Annotated in this window: 17 protein-coding genes; 12 read left to right on the top strand and 5 right to left on the bottom strand. The window is 66.4% G+C overall.

Annotated elements, in window-relative coordinates; translation table 11 throughout:
- The first annotated feature begins 3 nt into the window (after positions 1-3).
- On the top strand, positions 4-372 hold the full coding sequence (locus QF031_RS16615; protein WP_307430621.1) for a DUF2516 family protein: 369 nt from the start codon (positions 4-6) through the stop codon (positions 370-372).
- Here the strand turns inward: QF031_RS16615 and QF031_RS16610 are convergent.
- A complete protein-coding gene (locus QF031_RS16610) occupies positions 357-1,211 on the bottom strand; it encodes a class I SAM-dependent methyltransferase (RefSeq protein WP_307430618.1) in 855 nt (284 codons plus the stop codon). The two genes, QF031_RS16615 and QF031_RS16610, sit on opposite strands and share 16 nt — an antisense overlap.
- Before the next feature lie 75 nt (positions 1,212-1,286).
- Here QF031_RS16610 and QF031_RS16605 point away from each other — a divergent pair, with 75 nt between their 5' ends.
- A complete protein-coding gene (locus tag QF031_RS16605) occupies positions 1,287-2,033 on the top strand; it encodes a phosphoglyceromutase (protein ID WP_307430611.1) in 747 nt (248 codons plus the stop codon).
- Between the two features lie 154 nt (positions 2,034-2,187).
- On the opposite strand, the gene phoU is transcribed toward QF031_RS16605, so the two are convergent.
- A complete protein-coding gene (gene phoU, locus QF031_RS16600; protein ID WP_307430608.1) occupies positions 2,188-2,850 on the bottom strand; it encodes a phosphate signaling complex protein PhoU in 663 nt (220 codons plus the stop codon).
- A 205-nt stretch (positions 2,851-3,055) separates the two neighbouring features.
- Between phoU and QF031_RS16595 the strand changes: the two genes are divergently transcribed.
- Positions 3,056-4,318, top strand: coding sequence for a sensor histidine kinase (locus tag QF031_RS16595; protein WP_307433428.1), 1,263 nt, complete (start codon positions 3,056-3,058; stop codon positions 4,316-4,318).
- On the top strand, positions 4,315-4,995 hold the full coding sequence (locus QF031_RS16590) for a response regulator transcription factor (protein WP_056330255.1): 681 nt from the start codon (positions 4,315-4,317) through the stop codon (positions 4,993-4,995). Before QF031_RS16595 ends, QF031_RS16590 begins: the two co-directional genes overlap by 4 nt.
- Positions 4,996-5,080: 85 nt before the next feature.
- Here QF031_RS16590 and QF031_RS16585 read toward each other — a convergent pair whose 3' ends face one another.
- Positions 5,081-5,698, bottom strand: coding sequence for a hypothetical protein (locus QF031_RS16585; protein WP_307433425.1), 618 nt, complete (start codon positions 5,696-5,698; stop codon positions 5,081-5,083).
- Between the two features lie 271 nt (positions 5,699-5,969).
- On the opposite strand from QF031_RS16585, the gene QF031_RS16580 reads away from it, so the two are divergent.
- The 8 genes from QF031_RS16580 (at position 5,970) to QF031_RS16545 (ending at position 13,534) form a co-directional block, all read left to right on the top strand.
- The gene (locus QF031_RS16580; protein ID WP_011690592.1) at positions 5,970-6,452 is read left to right on the top strand and encodes a CarD family transcriptional regulator; all 483 of its coding nucleotides are present in this window, start codon (positions 5,970-5,972) and stop codon (positions 6,450-6,452) included.
- A 105-nt stretch (positions 6,453-6,557) separates the two neighbouring features.
- Positions 6,558-7,340 (top strand): 2-C-methyl-D-erythritol 4-phosphate cytidylyltransferase, encoded by a 783-nt coding sequence (gene ispD / locus QF031_RS16575; protein WP_307430604.1) that lies wholly within the window; start codon positions 6,558-6,560, stop codon positions 7,338-7,340.
- A gap of 8 nt (positions 7,341-7,348) precedes the next feature.
- Positions 7,349-7,837 carry a 2-C-methyl-D-erythritol 2,4-cyclodiphosphate synthase gene (gene ispF, locus QF031_RS16570; RefSeq protein WP_307430601.1) on the top strand — a complete coding sequence of 163 codons (489 nt, stop codon included), beginning with the start codon at positions 7,349-7,351 and terminating at the stop codon, positions 7,835-7,837.
- Positions 7,838-7,858: 21 nt separating this feature from the next.
- Positions 7,859-9,325: a cysteine--tRNA ligase gene (gene cysS / locus QF031_RS16565; RefSeq protein ID WP_307430598.1), complete on the top strand. Its 1,467-nt coding sequence runs from the start codon at positions 7,859-7,861 to the stop codon at positions 9,323-9,325.
- 108 nt (positions 9,326-9,433) lie between these two features.
- Positions 9,434-10,423 carry a 23S rRNA (guanosine(2251)-2'-O)-methyltransferase RlmB gene (gene rlmB, locus QF031_RS16560; RefSeq protein ID WP_307430594.1) on the top strand — a complete coding sequence of 330 codons (990 nt, stop codon included), beginning with the start codon at positions 9,434-9,436 and terminating at the stop codon, positions 10,421-10,423.
- A 91-nt stretch (positions 10,424-10,514) separates the two neighbouring features.
- Positions 10,515-12,620, top strand: coding sequence for a glycogen debranching protein GlgX (gene glgX, locus QF031_RS16555; protein ID WP_307430592.1), 2,106 nt, complete (start codon positions 10,515-10,517; stop codon positions 12,618-12,620).
- Between the two features lie 61 nt (positions 12,621-12,681).
- Positions 12,682-13,170: a ribonuclease domain-containing protein gene (locus QF031_RS16550; protein ID WP_307430589.1), complete on the top strand. Its 489-nt coding sequence runs from the start codon at positions 12,682-12,684 to the stop codon at positions 13,168-13,170.
- Positions 13,171-13,177: 7 nt separating this feature from the next.
- Positions 13,178-13,534 carry a barstar family protein gene (locus tag QF031_RS16545; RefSeq protein WP_307430584.1) on the top strand — a complete coding sequence of 119 codons (357 nt, stop codon included), beginning with the start codon at positions 13,178-13,180 and terminating at the stop codon, positions 13,532-13,534.
- A gap of 9 nt (positions 13,535-13,543) precedes the next feature.
- Here the strand turns inward: QF031_RS16545 and QF031_RS16540 are convergent, their stop codons facing one another.
- Both QF031_RS16540 and glgP read right to left on the bottom strand, forming a co-directional pair.
- The gene (locus QF031_RS16540) at positions 13,544-15,331 is read right to left on the bottom strand and encodes a thiamine pyrophosphate-requiring protein (RefSeq protein WP_307430582.1); all 1,788 of its coding nucleotides are present in this window, start codon (positions 15,329-15,331) and stop codon (positions 13,544-13,546) included.
- 78 nt (positions 15,332-15,409) lie between these two features.
- Entirely contained in the window at positions 15,410-18,028 is a 2,619-nt protein-coding gene (gene glgP / locus QF031_RS16535) for an alpha-glucan family phosphorylase (protein WP_307430578.1), read from the bottom strand.
- Between the last annotated feature and the right edge of the window lie 5 nt (positions 18,029-18,033).

Below are 18,033 nucleotides of genomic sequence, written 5' to 3'. Positions count from 1 at the left end.
CTTGTGGACGGTGAACTACTTATCCAGCCTGTAGAGCGGGCCGTGTTTTTGATCCTTGCCTTTGCAGCATTTGGCCTTGAGCTGTGGGCGGTTGTTGATTGCGTCAGGCACCGGGCCAACGCCTTCGAGGCCACCGGCAAACGCACCAAGACGTTCTGGCTTGCCTTGACCGGAGGCGCTGCCTTAATCGGCGGCATCTCGCTCTACTCGACGCTGAGCGCCGGTGGCAGCGGCGGCTTCTTCAGCACCCTTGGGCTGTTCGGACTTGCCGCGGTGGTGGCCGCTTCCGTCTACCTGGCCGATGTCCGTCCTGCGGTGAAAGACGCAGGCCGGGGCGGCAGCCGCAACATGGGCCCCTACGGCCCCTGGTAGCGAGGGGCAACTGCCTCCCAGTCCACCGTCAGCTCACCCAGCCGCCACCTGCCCGGCCCGTCCTGGACCGGCCACCCGGTGTCGCGGAGGCTGCGGCACATACCCACCCAGCGCTGCCTGTTGCCAAACGAGGCAAGCGGCGCGCTCGCAAGCCACGCCCGGTCCATCGCCTGCAGAAAGTCGTGCACGGGTTCACCGGGGACATTGTGGTGGATCAGGACCTTGGGAAGCCGTTCGGCTACTTCCGATGGCAGGTCGAAGCTGCCGAAACGGAGCGAGATACTCAGGGACAGGGGGCCGTTGCGGTCCAGTGCCACCCAGGTCACGCGCCGCCCGATTTCGTCACATGTGCCGTCGACGAACAGGCCCTCGGGGGCCAGCCGGTCCTGGACGAGCCGCCATATGCCGGGCACGTCAGCCTCCTCGTACTGCCGGAGGACGTTGAAGGCCCGGACCAGGACAGGGCGCCCGGGAACAGGCAGTTCAAAGCCCCCAACCTGGAACGTCAGTCCGGGCCGCTGCAGCGGAAGCGCCGCCCGGACCCGTTCCGGCTCAATTTCGATCCCGCAGACGCGCACGTCGGGCCGGATCGCGGCGAGCCTTTCGTAGAGTTCGACGGCAGTGGCCGGCGTTGCGCCGTAGCCCAGGTCCACGACGAGCGGTTCGGGTGCCCTGCGCAACCGCCAGGCCTGCGGGCCCGTCAGCCAGCGGTCCACCCGGCGCATCCGGTTGGGGTTGGTGGTTCCGCGGGTCACGTTGCCCACCGGCCGCCCCTGCCTGGCGGCCGATGACCTGCCGGAAAGTTGCGGGGCGTTGACCCGTTCAGCCTTTTGAACCACCGCCCAACCCTATCTTCGCGGGGCAGCCTTGTAACGCTGGGCGGGCGGCAACACTGCTCGGCTAGGATGAAAATCATGACTTACAAGCTGATTCTGCTGCGCCACGGCCACAGCGAATGGAACGCCAAGAACCTGTTCACCGGATGGGTGGACGTCGACCTGAACGACCAGGGCCGCGCGGAAGCAGCACGCGGCGGCGAGCTGCTGGTGGAGAACAACATCCTCCCCGACGTTCTGTACACGTCCCTGCTGAAGCGGGCCATCAACACCGCCAACATCGCCCTGGATAAGGCCGACCGCGGCTGGATCCCGGTCAAGCGGGACTGGCGCCTGAACGAACGCCACTACGGCGCGCTGCAGGGCAAGGACAAGGCCCAGACCTTGGCCGAGTACGGTGAAGAGCAGTTCATGGAATGGCGCCGCTCCTACGACACCCCGCCGCCGCCCCTGTCCGATGACTCCGAGTTCTCACAGGCCCATGATCCCCGCTACGCGGACCTGGGCGAGGCCCTTCCGCGCACCGAGTGCCTGAAGGACGTCCTGGTTCGGCTCCTGCCCTACTGGGAATCGGACATCAAGGAAGACCTCAAGGCCGGCAAGACCGTCCTGGTCACCGCGCACGGCAACTCGCTCCGCGCGCTGGTCAAGCACCTGGACGGCATCAGCGACGAAGCCATCGCCGGCCTGAACATCCCCACCGGCATCCCGCTGGTGTACGACCTCGACGAGGACTTCCAGCCGATCAAGCCGGGCGGCACCTACCTCGATCCGGAGGCCGCCGAGCAGGCCATTCTGGCCGTTGCCAACCAGGGCAAGAAATAGAACTTCGCGTTCTTCGCCGCGTGCTCGGTCGTTCCTCCCTTAGACGCACTCCGGCCGAAGAACGCGCTGCGTCAAAGGTGAAATGACGACGGCGGGCTGGTCACCTCAGGTGACCAGCCCGCCGTCGTTGTTGTGCCCGGAAACTCGAGCCGGGTCAGCTGTGCTCGGTGGCGTTCGGCTGCCAGGCGCCCGTGACCAGGTAGGTCACCTTCTGGGCGACGGAAACGCCGTGGTCCGCGAACCGCTCGAAGTAGCGGCTGGCGAGTGCCACGTCCACGGTGGTGGCAGGCGACTCCGACCATTCGGGAGCCGCGATGGCCTTGAACACGCTCAGGTGCAGGTCGTTGATGGCAGTGTTGGCCTTGAGGATATCCCGGGCCACCTCAAGGTCACGGCTCTCCAGCAGGACCGTGAGCTTGTCGGCGATTTCCTGGTCCAGCTCGGCCATCCGGTTGAAGGTGTCCGTCATGGACTCGGGAATCACGGTGGAGGGGTACCGGAGCCGGGCCAGCTGGGCGATATGCCGGGCCAGGTCACCCATCCGTTCCAGGGAGGCGCTCATCCGGAGGGAACCCACGATCATGCGCAGGTCGCTGGCGACCGGACCCTGCAGCGCCAGAATGTCGATTGCCCGCTCATCCAGGCTGTTCTGCAGGAAGTCGATGCGCGCATCCGCTGCGATGACGTCCTGGGCGAGGTCCACGTCCGCTACCTGGAACGAGGTAGTGGCCTTGGCCATCGCTTCGCTGACCAGCCGGGAAATCTCCACCAGCTGGTCACCGACCTGGGTGAGCTCTTCCTGAAAAACCTTACGCACGTCGGCGTCCTTTCCTTGGAACTCCCGCCGGCCGCTCCAGGGCAGCAGGAATCGTGTCGCCATGGGGCGCTCTAACCATCAACTCTGGCATTGCCGGGTAAACGATTATGCCCCCACAGATGAACGTTAGTTGAACCGTTCCCGGAACGGGTCTGAAGGCGGCCGGGGGCTCCAGGCAAGAGCATAAAGTGGAGCTGTGGATCCTATGCTCATTGGTCTGGTTGCCGGCCTCATCGGCCTGGCGCTTGGCACGTTTGGCGTGCTTGCCTACCGGGTCAGCGAGAAGCAGCGCGAACTGTTGGACGTCGATGCCGGGGAGCTTGCGCTTCCGGCCGGCGCCGCGGAGGTCCTCGCGGTCGTCGGACGTGCCTTTGTGGTGCTGGACGACGTGGACGGCGTGGTCCGCGCCAGCCCCGCAGCCTACGCCTACGGCCTGGTCCGCGGGCACACCGTGGTCCACAAGGAACTCCTGGATATGACGGCCGGGGTCCGGCGCGACGGCGTCATCCTGGAAAAGCAGCTCGAGCTTCCGCGGGGGCCGCTGGGACAGGGGACCATCATTGTCCAGGTCCGGGCAGCCATGCTGGGGGAGGAATACATCCTTCTCCTCGCCGATGACCGCACCGAGATCACCCGGACCGAAGAGATCCGCAACGACTTCGTTGCGAACGTATCGCACGAGCTGAAGACCCCGGTGGGCGCCATCTCCCTGCTGGCCGAGGCACTCGAATCGTCCGCCGACGACGAGGAAGCCGTCCGCCGTTTCGCCAAGCGCATGCACAAGGAATCGGCCAGGCTCGCCGCCCTTGTCCAGGACATCATCGAGCTCTCCCGCCTCCAGGGCGCCAGCGTGACCCAGCAGGGCGGACCCGTGGACATCAACGCCGTGATCACAGAGGCCGTGGACCGGTCGCAGCTGCCGGCGGAAAGCAAGAACATCAGCATCGTGGTGGGCGGCCGCACCGAAGGCAGGGTGTTCGGCGACCAGGACCTCCTGGTGACGGCCCTGCGGAACCTCATCGACAACGCCATCCGTTATTCACCTCCCAACACCCGCGTGGGAATCGGCGTGCGTTCCCGGGAAGGCCTGGTCTCGATTTCCGTGACCGACCAGGGGGAGGGGCTCACCCGCGAGGAACAGGAGCGCGTCTTCGAGCGCTTCTACCGTGTGGATGCGGCACGCTCCCGCCATACGGGCGGCACTGGCCTGGGCTTGAGTATCGTCAAGCACGTCGCTTCCAACCATGGCGGTGAAGTGACGCTGTGGTCCCAGCCCGGGCAGGGATCGACTTTCACCCTCCGGCTGCCCGAGATGGAAGAGCAGGACGGCGACGCCGAACCTTCCGTTTCCGAGGCACTGGCACCAGGCCGGGCCCGCGAGGCGTCCGGTCAACCAACCCTTACCCAGGTACAACGCGCCGCCGGTGCAACAGAACCGGGCGCCACAGAACAAGGAGCTAACGCTTGAGCAGGATTTTGATTGTGGAGGATGAGGAGTCGTTCAGCGATCCTTTGTCCTACTTGCTGGGCAAGGAAGGGTTCGAAGTTGAGGTGGTGGACAACGGCCTGGACGCCATCACCGAATTCGACCGCAACGGGGCCGACCTGGTGTTGCTTGACCTGCAACTCCCGGGGCTCTCCGGCACTGAGGTCTGCCGCCAGCTCCGCCAACGCTCCAGCGTCCCCGTCATCATGCTGACCGCCAAGGACTCGGAGATCGATAAAGTCGTGGGCCTGGAGCTTGGCGCTGACGACTACGTGACCAAGCCCTACTCTTCGCGGGAACTGGTGGCGCGGGTCAGGGCCGTGCTCCGGCGGCAGGGCGAACCGGAAGAACTGATCTCTTCCACCGTCCAGGCCGGCCCGGTCCGCATGGACATCGAGCGGCACGTAGTGAGCGTGGGCGGCGAACAGGTCCTGCTTCCGCTGAAGGAATTCGAGCTCCTGGAGATGCTCCTGCGCAATTCGGGCAGGGTGCTGACACGGGGCCAGCTGATTGACCGTGTCTGGGGCTCCGATTACGTGGGTGACACGAAGACCCTGGATGTCCACGTAAAGCGCCTCCGCGGCAAGATCGAGCCCGATCCCTCCGCTCCGCGCTACCTGGTGACCGTACGCGGCCTCGGTTACAAGTTCGAGCCGTAACCGCAACAGAAGCCGGCACAGCAAAAGGGAGGAGCCGTGGGCTCCTCCCTTTTGCTGTATTAGCCGGCTGCGGCCAGCGGACGTTCTACCGGCTGGTGGCAGTGGCCGTAGCGCTCGGTGTCGCGCTGGCGGAGGAGGTTGCCCCTGCCGAGGTGCCGGCGCTCTCGGACGTGCTGGCGCTGGCAGATGAGCTGGGGCTTGCCGAGGAGGAGGACGTCTCCGAGGGGCTCGGGGTGGGGACGTAGTCCTTGTACTCCGGCAAAGTGGCGTCCAGGACGGGGACCTTGACAGTGTTGCTGACGTTGGTGCCGTTCTCGCTGATCTTGACGTCCACCAGGGAGCCGGGCTTGCCGCCGGTGGTGCTAAGGATGGCCGCGTCCGACTTGTCGTTGAGCAGGGTGTAGGAGTTGGCCTTCACCGGAACCTCGGTCTGCGAGCCCTTGGCACCGTTGACGGTGAGCTTCACGTCCTTCGAGGAGGAGTTGTAGACAGCGCCGATCAGGCGGCCGGGCTTGTCTTCGCCAGTGGAGACAATGAGTATGTTCCGCAGCTGCAGGGGACCGAGGTCTGCGCGGATGCCGTCGGAAGCGGAGTACTGATGGCTGGTCTGCTGGGGCGTGATGTAACCGCAGCCCGCCGTCAGCAGGCTGGCGCCAAGGGCAGCAGCCGTCAGTGCCAGTTTGCCGCGCTGGGCCCGGTTCATCGCAGTGGAACGCACGTCACGTACTCCTCAAGAAATTTGAAGTCTTTTTCAGCCATAGCCTATCCGCAAAGGGACGCAAACGAGGATTCGGCGGTGTCACATCTCCCATGGGAGCGCTCACCCGATGCACTAATCCGGCCATCCGTCAAGAGGGTGGAAGGGGTCGATTGGGCCGTTTTTCCGCGTATTTTCGCGGTTGGGGGCCCTTTCTCCGGCCGGTCATATGCCTGAATCGTGATAAACTAGTCTGCGGGAAAGGGGAAATGTCCACATGGTATTTGAGGTCGGCGAGACAGTAGTTTACCCTCACCACGGTGCTGCGAAGATTGAAGAAATCAAGATGCGCACCATCAAGGGCGAAGAGAAGATGTATCTCAAGCTCAAGGTGGCTCAGGGTGATCTGACCATTGAAGTTCCAGCAGAGAACGTTGACCTTGTTGGGGTCCGGGACGTAGTGGGCAAGGAAGGCCTGGAGCACGTGTTTGATGTGCTCCGCGCCGAGTTCACCGAGGAGCCCACCAACTGGTCACGCAGGTACAAGGCAAACCTGGAGAAGCTTGCTTCCGGTGACGTCATCAAGGTGGCAGAGGTTGTTCGCGACCTGTGGCGCCGGGATCACGACCGGGGCCTTTCCGCAGGCGAGAAGCGAATGCTGGCCAAGGCCCGGCAGATTCTGATTTCAGAACTGGCGCTGGCTGAAAAGACCGACGAGGAGAAGGCTGCAAGCGTTCTCGACGAGGTCCTGGCTTCCTAAGAACTTAGCCCCGGCTGCACGCAAGTGCCGCCGGGGCTTCTTTTTTGCCCACTCCGGCAATGCCTAAGCACCTGACGGATGTTCCGGCGTCGTAGGCTGGTCCGCATGAGTGCTTCTTCTCCGCGACTGGTCACAGCAGTCATCGTGGTGGCCGCAGGTTCAGGGCAGCGCCTTGGCTACGGCATACCCAAGGCAGCCGTGCCGCTGGGCGGTGAGCCGATCCTGATGCATGCCCTGCGCGGCATTGTCGCGTCCGGGGTCGCCACCCAGGTCTGCGTCGCATTGCCCGCCGGGGACCAGGGCCTGCGCCAGCTGTGCGCTGGCTTCCAGGAGGAACTTGCCGATGGCGGCCCCCTCCTGACCCTGGTCGACGGCGGATCCACCAGGGCCGATTCCGTTCGCTCCGGCATCGCTGCCCTCATGGAGGGCATTGAGGCCGTACTGGTCCATGATGCTGCGCGTGCCCTGACCCCGGAGTCCGTCTTCCACCGCGTGTCCGATGCCCTTGCTGCCGGTGCTGACGCTGTCATACCCGCGCTCCCGGTGGTGGATACAGTCAAAACCGTCGCGGCCACCACGGGGGAGGCCGCCGTGTATGCGCCGGAGGTTGTTACCGGGACCGCCCGCCGCGAGGAACTGCGCGCGGTACAGACGCCGCAGGGTTTCAGGATCGGCACGCTGGTGCAGGCTCACCAGGCAGCCCAGACCATGGATGAGCAGCAGTCTGCAGCTGTCACGGACGATGCCATGCTGGTGGAAATGCTCGGCACTCCGGTCCACGTTGTGCGCGGATCAACGCAGTCCCTCAAAATCACCACCCCCCTGGACCTGATCTTCGCCGAAGGGCTCCTGGAGGGTCCGCTCGGAGCCCGGTGGGTGGAAGGATGAGCCAGGACATGGTCCTCCCACGGACCGGTGTGGGAATCGACGTCCATGCCTTCGCCCCGGAAGACGCCCCCCGGCCGCTCTGGCTCGGCGGGCTCCTCTGGCCCGGCGAACGCGGACTCGCCGGGCACTCGGACGGGGACGCCGTGGCACATGCTGCCGCCGACGCGCTGTTCTCCGCGGCTGGCATCGGCGATCTTGGCACGCACTTCGGTACCGACCGGCCCGAGTTCGCCGGCGCGTCAGGCGCCGCCCTCCTCGCCGAGGCGGCCCGGATCGTCCGGGCCGCGGGCTTCGAGATCGGCAACGTTGCCGTGCAGTTCGTGGCCAACCGGCCCAAGTTCGGGCCCAGGCGGGAAGAAGCCCAGAGGGTCCTGAGTGAGGCGGCAGGCGCCCACGTGGGCGTCACGGCCACCACCAGCGACGGCCTGGGCTTTACCGGGCGAGGCGAGGGTATCTCCGCGGTGGCCACCGCCCTGGTGTACCCGCGGCAGCCCTAAGCCATCGGCTAGTCTGGAGCGGTGACCCTGCGCTTCTATGACACCGCTTCCGCCGAAGTCCGGAACTTCGTCCCCCTCGTCGAGGGCAAGGTCAGCCTCTATTACTGCGGAGCCACAGTCCAGGGCATGCCGCATGTGGGCCACATCCGTTCCGCCATCGCCTTTGACCAGCTCACGCGCTGGCTGCAGTATCGGGGCCTGCGCGTCACCGTCGTCCGCAATGTGACGGACATCGACGACAAGATCCTGGCCAAGTCAGAGGCTTCCTTCGCGCCGGACTTCAGCCCGGAGGCTGGCGAGGTGGCCGGCGAAGAATGGTGGGCGCTGGCATACCGCTACGAGCGCGAGTTCCTGAAGGCCTATGACACGCTGGGCGTTTCCCGTCCCACCTACGAACCCAGGGCCACCGGGCATATTCCCGAGATGCATGCCCTGATCCAGCAGCTGATCGACCGCGGCCACGCGTACCCCGCCCTGGACGATTCCGGTGACGTCTACTTCGACGTCCGCTCCTGGGACCAGTACGGCGCGCTGACCCGGCAGAACATCGACGACATGCAGGCAGCGCCCGACGCCGATCCCCGCGGCAAGAAGGACCCCCGCGACTTTGCGCTGTGGAAGGGTTCCAAGGAAGGAGAGCCGGCCACTGCCAGCTGGGCCTCGCCCTGGGGCGCCGGCCGGCCCGGCTGGCACCTTGAGTGCTCCGCCATGGTCACCAAGTACCTCGGGACCGCCTTCGACATCCACGGCGGCGGCCTGGACCTGCGTTTCCCGCATCACGAAAACGAAATGGCGCAGTCGCAGGCTGCCGGCCACCCCTTCGCCAATTTCTGGATGCACAACGGCATGGTGACCTACCAGGGCGAAAAGATGTCGAAGTCCATCGGCAACACCATCAGCCCCGCGGAAATGCTGGAGCTCGCCTCTCCCCGGGTGGTGCGCTACTACCTGGGCCAGGCGCACTACCGGTCGGTGCTGGACTACCGGCCAACGTCGCTGCAGGAGGCCGCGGCCGCCGTCGAACGCATTGACGGATTCCTGGCCAAGGCGGCGGCACGCTTCGGCGGCGACGCCGGCACCGCGGACGGAAACCACGGCACCCGGTTGGACGGCATGGACGCATTCTGCGAAGCCATGGATGATGACCTTAACGTCCCGCGCGCCCTGGCCGCCCTGCACGACACTGTCAGGGCCGGCAACACGGCCCTCGCCGAGGGCGACGATGCCGCCGCACGGAACGCCCTGCACGCCGTCGTCCTCATGACCGATGTCCTGGGCCTGAACGCCGTCGCAGGCTCCGAAGCCGTCAGCACCCGGGAGGCTGAAGCGCTGGCCGTACTCGTGGAAGCCCAGCTGTCGGCCCGTGACGCTGCCCGCGCCGAAAAGGACTGGACCGCTTCGGACGCCATCCGCGACACACTGAACCAGGCCGGCGTCGTGGTGGAGGACGGCCCGGACGGGGCCACCTGGAGCCTGAAGCGCGACTGAGCCCCGCTGAGGCCGCTGAACACTGCCGAACAAGCGGCTGGCCCCGATTTTTTTCGGGTCAGTAGACTGGTATGCAGATTCAGTCAGCACAATCAAGGGTGGAACAACATGGCCAACAATGGTCGCCGATCGGTTAAAGCGAAGAAGGGCCCAACCGTCGGAACCGGTGGCCATGGCCGCAAGGCCCTCGAAGGCAAGGGCCCCACGCCCAAGGCCGAGGACCGCGTGTACCACAAGGCACACAAGTCCAAGCAGCTCGCCGAGCGGTCCGCTGCCAAGCGGGGGACCGGCGCCCGCAGTGCCGGCGCCGCCAAGTCCGGCCCCAAGGGGCGCGCCACCGAAGAAGTGGTCACAGGCCGCAACTCGGTGGTTGAAGCGCTCCGCGCCGGCATCCCGGCCAAGGCCCTGCACGTGGCCATCCGGATCGAGATGGACGACCGGGTCAAGGAATCCCTGAAGCTCGCCGCCGAACGCGGCATCCCGCTGATGGAGACCGGCAAGCCCGAACTCGACCGGATGACGGATGACGCCGTCCACCAGGGCCTGGTGCTGCAGATCCCGCCCTACGAGTACCCGGACGCCTACGAACTGGCCGAGGAAACGGTGGAGAAGTGGAAGAAGGGGCACATCGCCAACGCCCCGCTCTTCGTCGCCCTGGACGGCATTACCGACCCCCGGAACCTGGGTGCCATCATCCGCTCCGTCTCCGCCTTCAGCGGCCACGGCGTCATCGTGCCCGAGCGCCGCTCCGTCGGCGTCACCGCATCAGCCTGGAAGACCAGCGCCGGAGCAGCAGTCCGCGTGCCCGTGGCCCGCGCCTCCAACCTGAACAACGCCCTGAAGCAGTTCAAGAACATGGGCATCTTCGTGCTGGGGCTCGACGGCGACGGCGACGTTTCGCTGCCTGACCTCACCCTGGCCACCGAGCCGGTGTGCATCGTGGTGGGCTCTGAAGGAAAAGGCCTGAGCCGCCTGGTCCGGGAAAACTGCGACCAGATCGTGTCCATCCCGATCGATTCCGCCATGGAGTCACTGAACGCCTCAATGGCCGTGGGTATCTCGCTGTACGAGGTTTCACGCCAGCGCGCGGCGGGATAACCAACCCGGGGACCAGCGCCCCTGACAGTTTCCCCGGCGCCGCGGAGTCGAACGGGCAGGTCAAGCGCCACTGACCGCTACTATTTAGGTGATGGTCATGCCGCTCTTCGACACCGCCTCCACCATGGACGCCTCCTCGGCCGTTCCCCTCGGTGTCAGCGCCCCGCGCGCTGATTCGGGCGGCACCCGCCACCATGCGGGCGGGCGGGCCAACGTTGCCTGCTTCGCACCTGCCGTCTCCAGCCTGGATATCGTCTTCTGCCCTCCGGGCGGGGAATGGCGGGTCCAGACCCTGCCCAACATCACCAAGGGCGTTCACCACGGCATCGTGGAGGCGCTGCCCTACGGGTCGCGCTACGGCTTCCGTCCGTCGTCGGACAACCAGCCGTTGCCGCCGGCCCTTCCCACGGCCAACGGCAACGGTGCGGCCCGGCAGCCCCTGCTGCTGGACCCGTACGGCAGGGGAGTTGACCAGCGCGATGGTGTGCTTACCAGCGTCCGGACGGCCACCGACTTCGACTGGGAAACGGACGAACTTCTCCATCTTCCCTGGCGCAACACCATCGTCTATGAAGCCCACGTCCGCGGCCAGAGCATGCTCCACCCGGATGTGCCGGAAGAGCTGAGGGGCACCTACGCCGGCCTGGCGCACCCTGCCGTCGTCGAGCATCTCACCAGCCTGGGCATCACATCCGTCCAGCTGCTGCCCGTTCACTTCCACGTCGATGAGCCGCACCTGCAGGACCTGGGGCTCAGCAATTATTGGGGGTACAACACCGCTGCCTTCTTTGCCCCGCACCCCGGGTACGCCACCCGGGCTTCCCAGGAAGCCGGCGCACAGGCTGTCCAGGACGAGTTCAAAGCCATGGTCAAAGCCCTGCACGCCGCCGGGCTGGAGGTCATCCTCGACGTCGTCTACAACCACACTGCGGAAGGCCGGGCGGACGGGCCGGTCCTGAGCTTCAAGGGCCTTGGGGAGGACACGTACTACCGGGTGGATGGCCACGGCAAGTACATCGACACCACCGGCTGCGGCAACTCGCTTAACTTCGCGGATCCCCGCGTTGTCGAGCTGGCGACCGACTCACTGCGGTACTGGGTGGATGAGTTCCACATCGACGGCTTCCGCTTCGACCTGGCCGTCACACTGTGCCGGAACGACGCAAATGAATTCGACCCCAGGCACCCCTTCCTCACCGCCGTCGCCGCCGATCCCGTCCTGTCCGAGGTCAAGCTGATCGCCGAGCCCTGGGACATTGGCTACGGCGGCTGGCAGACCGGGCAGTTCCCGCCCGGCTGGGTGGACTGGAATGATCACTTCCGGGACGCCGTGCGGACTTTCTGGCTGGCGGACCGGGCCGCCATTGATGCCGGTGGGCAGGGCGGGACCATGGCCAGGTTCGCTGACGCCCTGTCCGGTTCCGCCGGGCTCTTCCAGGCCTCCGGCCGCTCGCGCCTTGCGTCAGTCAACTTCGTCACGGCCCATGACGGCTTCACCATGAACGACCTCGTGTCCTACGACCGGAAGCACAATGAGGACAACGGCGAGGAGAACAGGGACGGGCACGGCGACAACCGCAGCTACAACCACGGCGTGGAGGGTCCCACCGAGAGCGGGGCGATCCTTGCAGGGCGTGCGCAATCGCGGCGAAACCTGATGGCATCGCTGATGGTGTCGCTGGGAGTCCCCATGATCACCGCCGGAGACGAGCTGGCGCGGACCCAGCAGGGAAACAACAACGCCTACTGCCAGGACAACCACATCACCTGGCTGGACTGGACGCTGACGGCAGAGGCGCACGAAATGCTGCGCAGCACCAAACGGTACATCCGGCTGCGCAAGGAGTTCCTGGCCGCCCAGCCCCACGACTTCCCGGTCCGGGACGAACAGTCCTACCTCTACTGGTTCGACCAGGACGGGCAGCCCATGTCCGCCGACCGCTGGAACGATCCGCAGCACCGGGTCATGCAGCTCCTGCTCGGCGACGACGGCGGCGACCTGGCCGGCCTGGTGGTGGTGAACGGCAGCGCCCGGGACGTGCAGGTCACCCTTCCGGACGCCGGGAGGCCGGCGCCGAGCCTGTTCGAGCTTCGGCTGACCACCTCACCGCGGCACAAGGAGCGGCAGGGCATCCAGGTGGCCTCTGGTGAAACCGACACCGCGGAGGCCAACTCCATCAGCATTTACCGCACGTAAGTCCCGCACCACCAGGACAGCAGACAATAGATCAGCACAACCAGCCGGCAGGTACCCCCGAATGCGTAACCGCTCCATCATTCCCCTGCTCATCACCACCCTCGTGGTGCTGGCCATGGTGGCGTTCGGCGGCGCGGCCATGCTGGGCCAGCAGACGGAAGGTACGACGCCGGGAACCGCTTCCAGCCCCACGTCCACTCCGGGCGGCGCGGCTGCGTCCGCGGGAGCGAAGCAGTCTGCACCGCGCCGGGCAGCCAACCCGTCCACCCTGCCGGAGATCCGTGAATCGGCGCTCCCGGTGGAGGGCCGCAGGGTGCTGGCACTGATCCGGGCGGGCGGCCCGTACCGGTACAGCCAGGATGACCAGGTGTTCGGCAACTTCGAGCGGGTCCTGCCGGTCCGGGACCGGGGCTACTACCGCGAATACACCGTCCCCACCCCCGGCGAACCGGACCGGGGCGCACGGCGCATTGTGGCCGGAAACGGCGGCGAGAAGTACTACACCGGGGACCACTACGCAACGTTCAAGTACATAGCGGAAGGCAGCTAGCACAACCATGAGAATCTTCTCCGGCGACACCTGGACCCTGGAAGAACTGCAAGAACAGGTGGCCGACGCCGGGCGCCGCAGCGTGGTGGTCCCACCCGCGGACAGCAAACGCGCCGTCCTGGAAACCTTCGGGGAAGTGCTGGGCTTTCCCGAACATTACGGCGTGAACCTTGATGCCCTGAACGACTCGCTCCACGACTTCGCGGACAGTATCACCGAGAACGGAAACCCGCCCGTCACAGTCCTGTGGCAGGTGGCCGCCCCATTCCGCAGCGACCGGTCATTTGGCATTATCTGCGAAATCCTGCAGGACGCCGAACGGTACGCGGGCAAGGACCTTGCCGTCACCGCCGTGCTTCTTTAGGCGGAACTGCTAGCTTCCCGGGCGCTCCTCGTGCGAAACGTAGGTGTCCAGCAGCGCCGAGGCCCTGCCGCCGTCGTCCTCGGCTGCCAGGCCCTTGCGCATGCTTTCGGCCTTCTGCCGCCCGGCGGGGAAGGGCGGCAGCAACGGGATCTCGGGGTCTGTCAGCACTTCGATCACCACGGGGCAGTCTGCCGCGAAGGCCTGGTCCCAGGCATCTGCGATCAGCTCCGGGTCCTCCACCCGGATGCCCCTGAGCCCCAGCAGGTCGGCATAGCCGGCAAAAGGAAAATCGGGCAGTTCCTGGCTCGCGGCAAACCGCGGTTCGGCCTCCGACTCGCGCTGCTCCCATGTGACTTCGGTCAGCTCCCGGTTGTTGAAGACGCACACCACGAACCGCGGGTCCTGCCACTGGCGCCAGCGGTGCGCCACCGTCACCAGCTCGGCCACGCCCAGCATCTGCATGGCGCCGTCCCCGGCCAGGGCCAGCACCGGGCGGTCAGGGTGCTCGAGCTTGGCCGCGATCCCGTAGGGGATTGAGCAGCCCATGCTCGCCAGCGTCCCGGACAGGTGGGCAGGGACACCCTGGGGCAGCACCAGTTGGCGGGCGTACCAGTAAACACAGCTTCCGACGTCGACGCTCACCTGGGCGTCAGCGGGCAGCCTGCCGTTGAGCTCGCGCACCACACGTTCCGGATTGACGGGGCTGGCGGGGACGGCGGCCCGGTCTGCCGCGAGGATGCGCCAGCGGCTGACTTCCTCCTCCACCTCTGAGCGCCATTGGCTCCGGGGACGGTGCTCCAGCCTTTGGTTGAGGGCCTCAAGCGCGGACGCGGCGTCCCCTGCCAGGCCCACCTCCACGGGGTAGCGGTTGCCGATCTTCTTCTCATCGATGTCGATCTGGACCGTGCGGGCTGCGCCGGGCGGCGGATAGAACTCGGTCCAGGGATCATTTGAACCCACGATGAGGAGGGCATCGCAGGACCCCAGCAAGTGCGCACTGGCCGTGGTGCCCAGGTGTCCCATGGTTCCAACTGCAAGGGGCAGGTTCTCATCCACGTAGGGTTTACCCAGGAGGCTGGTGGCGATTCCCGCGCCAAGCTTCTCGGCGATTGCCGCTACTTCCTGGCCGGCGTGCCTGGCTCCCTGGCCCACCAGGAGCGCCACCCGTTCCGCGGAGTTGAGGAGGGCAGCCGCCGCGGCCAGGTCCTCTTCGCGGGGGGTCTTGGCCGCTGCACTCCAGGACGGGGCAGTTACCACGATGCCGTGCTGTTGCTCCAGTTCGGGCGCCGGCGCGGACTGGACGTCGTGCGGGATGATCACGACGCACGGGGACGCGGTGGCCTTGGCCGTGCGGAAGGCCCGGTCCAGCACCATGGGCACTTGCTCTTCCGCGCTGACCAGCTGCACGAACTGCGATGCGACGTCCTTGAACAGTGTCGTGAGGTCGATTTCCTGCATGTAGCCGGAACCCAGCACGGTGCGGCTTTGCTGCCCCACGATGGCCACCACCGGCACGCCGTCCAGCTTGGCGTCATACAGCCCGTTGAGCAGGTGCACCGCGCCGGGGCCCTGGGTGGAGGTGACCACCCCTACGCCGCCGGTGTATTTCGCGTGGCCCACCGCCATGAACGCGGCCGCTTCCTCATGCCGGGCCTGGACGAACTCCACCCGGCCCTCTGTCCGGCGAAGGGCGCCCATGAACCCGTTGATGCCGTCCCCGCTGTAGCCGAAGACCCTCTCCACACCCCACGTGGTGAGGCGCTCCACGATTACATCGGCCACCGTGCGTTCGGTCATTGCGTCCTCCTGGGTCGGGTTCCTGGCCTGCCTGCCAGGAACCGTACCCATCAGACGCCGTTCCTGTCAGGACAGGGGCTAGGCGTTGACGATCAGTCCGAGCTCCGCCTTCGATGCGAGGGCCTCATGCCGCGGCAGGACCCGGACGGTGTAGCCGAACGGACCCGAGCGGTCGATCACCAGGGAACCGCTGAACAGGTGCCGCCCGTTTCCGAGGTCTTCCTTTACCTGCAGCTCCATCATGGTGATGTCCGCCAGGGCGTCGTTCTCTTCAGCCCGCCCATAGGCCACTTCCACGCACACATCCTCGGGCGTGAGGGCGTTCAGGGCCACGTAGGCGTTGACCTGCAGGGTGTCCCCGATCTGCGGGTCCTCGGACACGCCCACCGAATCGACGTGCTCCACGTGCACCTGCGGCCAGGCGGCGCGCACCTTGGCCGACCAGGAGGCCAGCCCCCGGGCCTGGGCGTACGAGCTGGCGGTGGCGCTGCGGCCGGCTTCCGCTGCGGGGCGGTACAGGATGTTCACGTAGTCGCGGAGCATGCGCTCGGCGGAGACTGCCGGACCCAGGTGTGAGAGGGTGTGCTTGATCATGGACACCCAGTGCGTCGGAACCGTTTCGCTTCCGGTGGTTGACGGCCCGGCGGCGCCGGCGCCCTCGGACACTGTGCCGCCGTAGAAGCGGGGGGCCACCTGCGTTTCCAGCAGCTCGTACAGCGCCGCAGCCTCGATGTCGTCGCGTTCCTCCGGCGAGGCGTCGTTGTTGGCGGTGGGGATTGCCCAGCCGTTCTCGCCGTCGTACATCTCATCCCACCAGCCGTCCAGGACGGACAGGTTCAGGGACCCGTTCAGCGCCGCCTTCATGCCGGACGTGCCGCAGGCTTCCAGGGGCCGCAGCGGGTTGTTCAGCCAGACATCGCAGCCGGGGAACAGCGTCCTGGCCATGGCGATGTCGTAGTTGGGCAGGAATGCGATGCGGTGCCGGACCTCCGGGTCATCGGTGAAGCGCACCAGGTCCTGGATCATCTTCTTGCCAGCGTCGTCGGCAGGGTGGGACTTGCCGGCGATGACCAACTGGATGGGGTGTTCCTTGTGCAGGAGCAGTGCCTTCAGCCTCGCAGGCTCACGCAGCATCAGGGTCAGCCGCTTGTAGGTGGGCACGCGGCGGGCAAACCCAATGGTCAGTACGTCCGGGTCCAGGACATTGTCGGTCCAGCCCAGCTCGGCGTCCGCGGCACCGCGTTTCTTCCACGCGGCACGCAGCCTGCGGCGCACGTCCTCTACCAGGGCGGCGCGCATTTCACGCCGGAGCGCCCAGACGTCGGCGTCGCTGACGTTGTAGGCGAGGTCCCATTTGCCCAGTGCTTCCGCCTCGCTGCCGAACTGGTCGCGGGCCAGCTTGGAGATGCGGCTGTCCACCCACGTGGGCACGTGGACGCCGTTGGTTACGGAGGTGATGGGCACCTCCGAATGGTCGAACCCCGGCCACAGCGCCGAGAACATGCCGCGGGACACTTCACCGTGCAGCTTGGCCACGCCGTTGGCACGCTGGGCCAGGCGCAGGCCCATGACTGCCATGTTGAAGACGGCCGGGTTTCCGTCCGCGTAGTTTTCCCGGCCCAGTTCCAGGATCCTGTCCACCGGCACCGCGGGGGCCAGCCCGGCCTGGAAGAAGTGGCTGATCTGGTTGATTTCGAACCTGTCGATGCCCGCCGGGACCGGCGTGTGGGTGGTGAACACGGTCGACGCGCGCCCGGCGGCCAGTGCTTCGTCGAACGTCAGCGCCTGCTCGCCGGACATCAGTTCCTGGATGCGTTCAATTCCCAGGAAGCCTGCGTGGCCCTCGTTGGTGTGGAAGACCTCCGGCGCCGCGGTGCCGGTCAGTTTCTGGAAGGCACGCAGGGCCTTGACGCCGCCCATGCCGAGCAGCAGTTCCTGCTGCAGCCGGTGGTCGCCGCCGCCGCCGTACAGCCGGTCAGTGATGCTGCGGGCCGCGTCGTCGTTGCCGGGGACATTGGAGTCCAGGAGGAGCAGGGGAACGCGTCCGACGTCGGCCCGCCAGATGTGTGCCAGCAGGCGCCGGCCGTTGGGCAGGGGGAGCGAGATCTGCAGGGCCTTGCCGTTGCCGTCCGGAGACGGCTCGCGCAGCAAGGTGAGCGGCAGCCCGTCCGGGTCCAGGACGGGGTAGGTCTCCTGCTGCCAGGCGTCGCGGGAGAGGGACTGCTTGAAGTAGCCGGCCTGGTACAGCAGGCCCACACCAATGAGGGGGACGCCCAGGTCCGAGGCTGCCTTGAGATGGTCTCCGGCCAAAATGCCCAGGCCGCCCGAATACTGGGGGAGGACCTCGGTAATGCCGAACTCGGGGGAGAAGTAGGCAATGGAGGCGGGAGCATCTGGGCCCAGGCCCTGGTACCAGCGCGGTTCCTCAAGGTACCGGTCAAGGTCCGCTTCGGCGGCGCGGACCCGTTCCACCACGGACTGGTTCGCAGCGAGTTGTTGGAACTCCTCACGGCTGACCATCCCCAGGAAACCTATGGGGTCCTGCCCGCTTTCCTCCCACAGGCGCGGGTTCAGCCCGGCGAAGAGATCCCGGGTGGGGCGGTGCCAGGACCACCGCAAATTGCTGGCCAGCCTGGCCAGTGGCCGAATGGGCTCGGGGAGGACTGTACGGACCGTAAACCTGCGGATTGCCTTCACCTGCG

Source organism: Pseudarthrobacter defluvii, assembly GCF_030816725.1.
Taxonomy (GTDB): Bacteria; Actinomycetota; Actinomycetes; order Actinomycetales; family Micrococcaceae; genus Arthrobacter; species Arthrobacter defluvii_A.
Note: the sequence above shows the minus strand (reverse complement) of the source record. Positions and strands in the feature narration are given on the sequence as shown.

Bases quoted from the DNA above. Each gene is read 5' to 3' on its own strand.
- QF031_RS16605 (WP_307430611.1), top strand. From the start codon at position 1,287: ATGACTTACAAGCTGATTCTGCTGCGCCACGGCCACAGCGAATGGAAC.
- QF031_RS16595 (WP_307433428.1), top strand. From the start codon at position 3,056: ATGCTCATTGGTCTGGTTGCCGGCCTCATCGGCCTGGCGCTTGGCACG.
- QF031_RS16585 (WP_307433425.1), bottom strand. From the start codon at position 5,698: ATGAACCGGGCCCAGCGCGGCAAACTGGCACTGACGGCTGCTGCCCTT.
- QF031_RS16580 (WP_011690592.1), top strand. From the start codon at position 5,970: ATGGTATTTGAGGTCGGCGAGACAGTAGTTTACCCTCACCACGGTGCT.
- ispD (WP_307430604.1), top strand. From the start codon at position 6,558: ATGAGTGCTTCTTCTCCGCGACTGGTCACAGCAGTCATCGTGGTGGCC.
- ispF (WP_307430601.1), top strand. From the start codon at position 7,349: ATGGTCCTCCCACGGACCGGTGTGGGAATCGACGTCCATGCCTTCGCC.
- rlmB (WP_307430594.1), top strand. From the start codon at position 9,434: ATGGCCAACAATGGTCGCCGATCGGTTAAAGCGAAGAAGGGCCCAACC.
- glgX (WP_307430592.1), top strand. From the start codon at position 10,515: ATGGTCATGCCGCTCTTCGACACCGCCTCCACCATGGACGCCTCCTCG.
- QF031_RS16550 (WP_307430589.1), top strand. From the start codon at position 12,682: ATGCGTAACCGCTCCATCATTCCCCTGCTCATCACCACCCTCGTGGTG.
- QF031_RS16545 (WP_307430584.1), top strand. From the start codon at position 13,178: ATGAGAATCTTCTCCGGCGACACCTGGACCCTGGAAGAACTGCAAGAA.
- QF031_RS16540 (WP_307430582.1), bottom strand. From the start codon at position 15,331: ATGACCGAACGCACGGTGGCCGATGTAATCGTGGAGCGCCTCACCACG.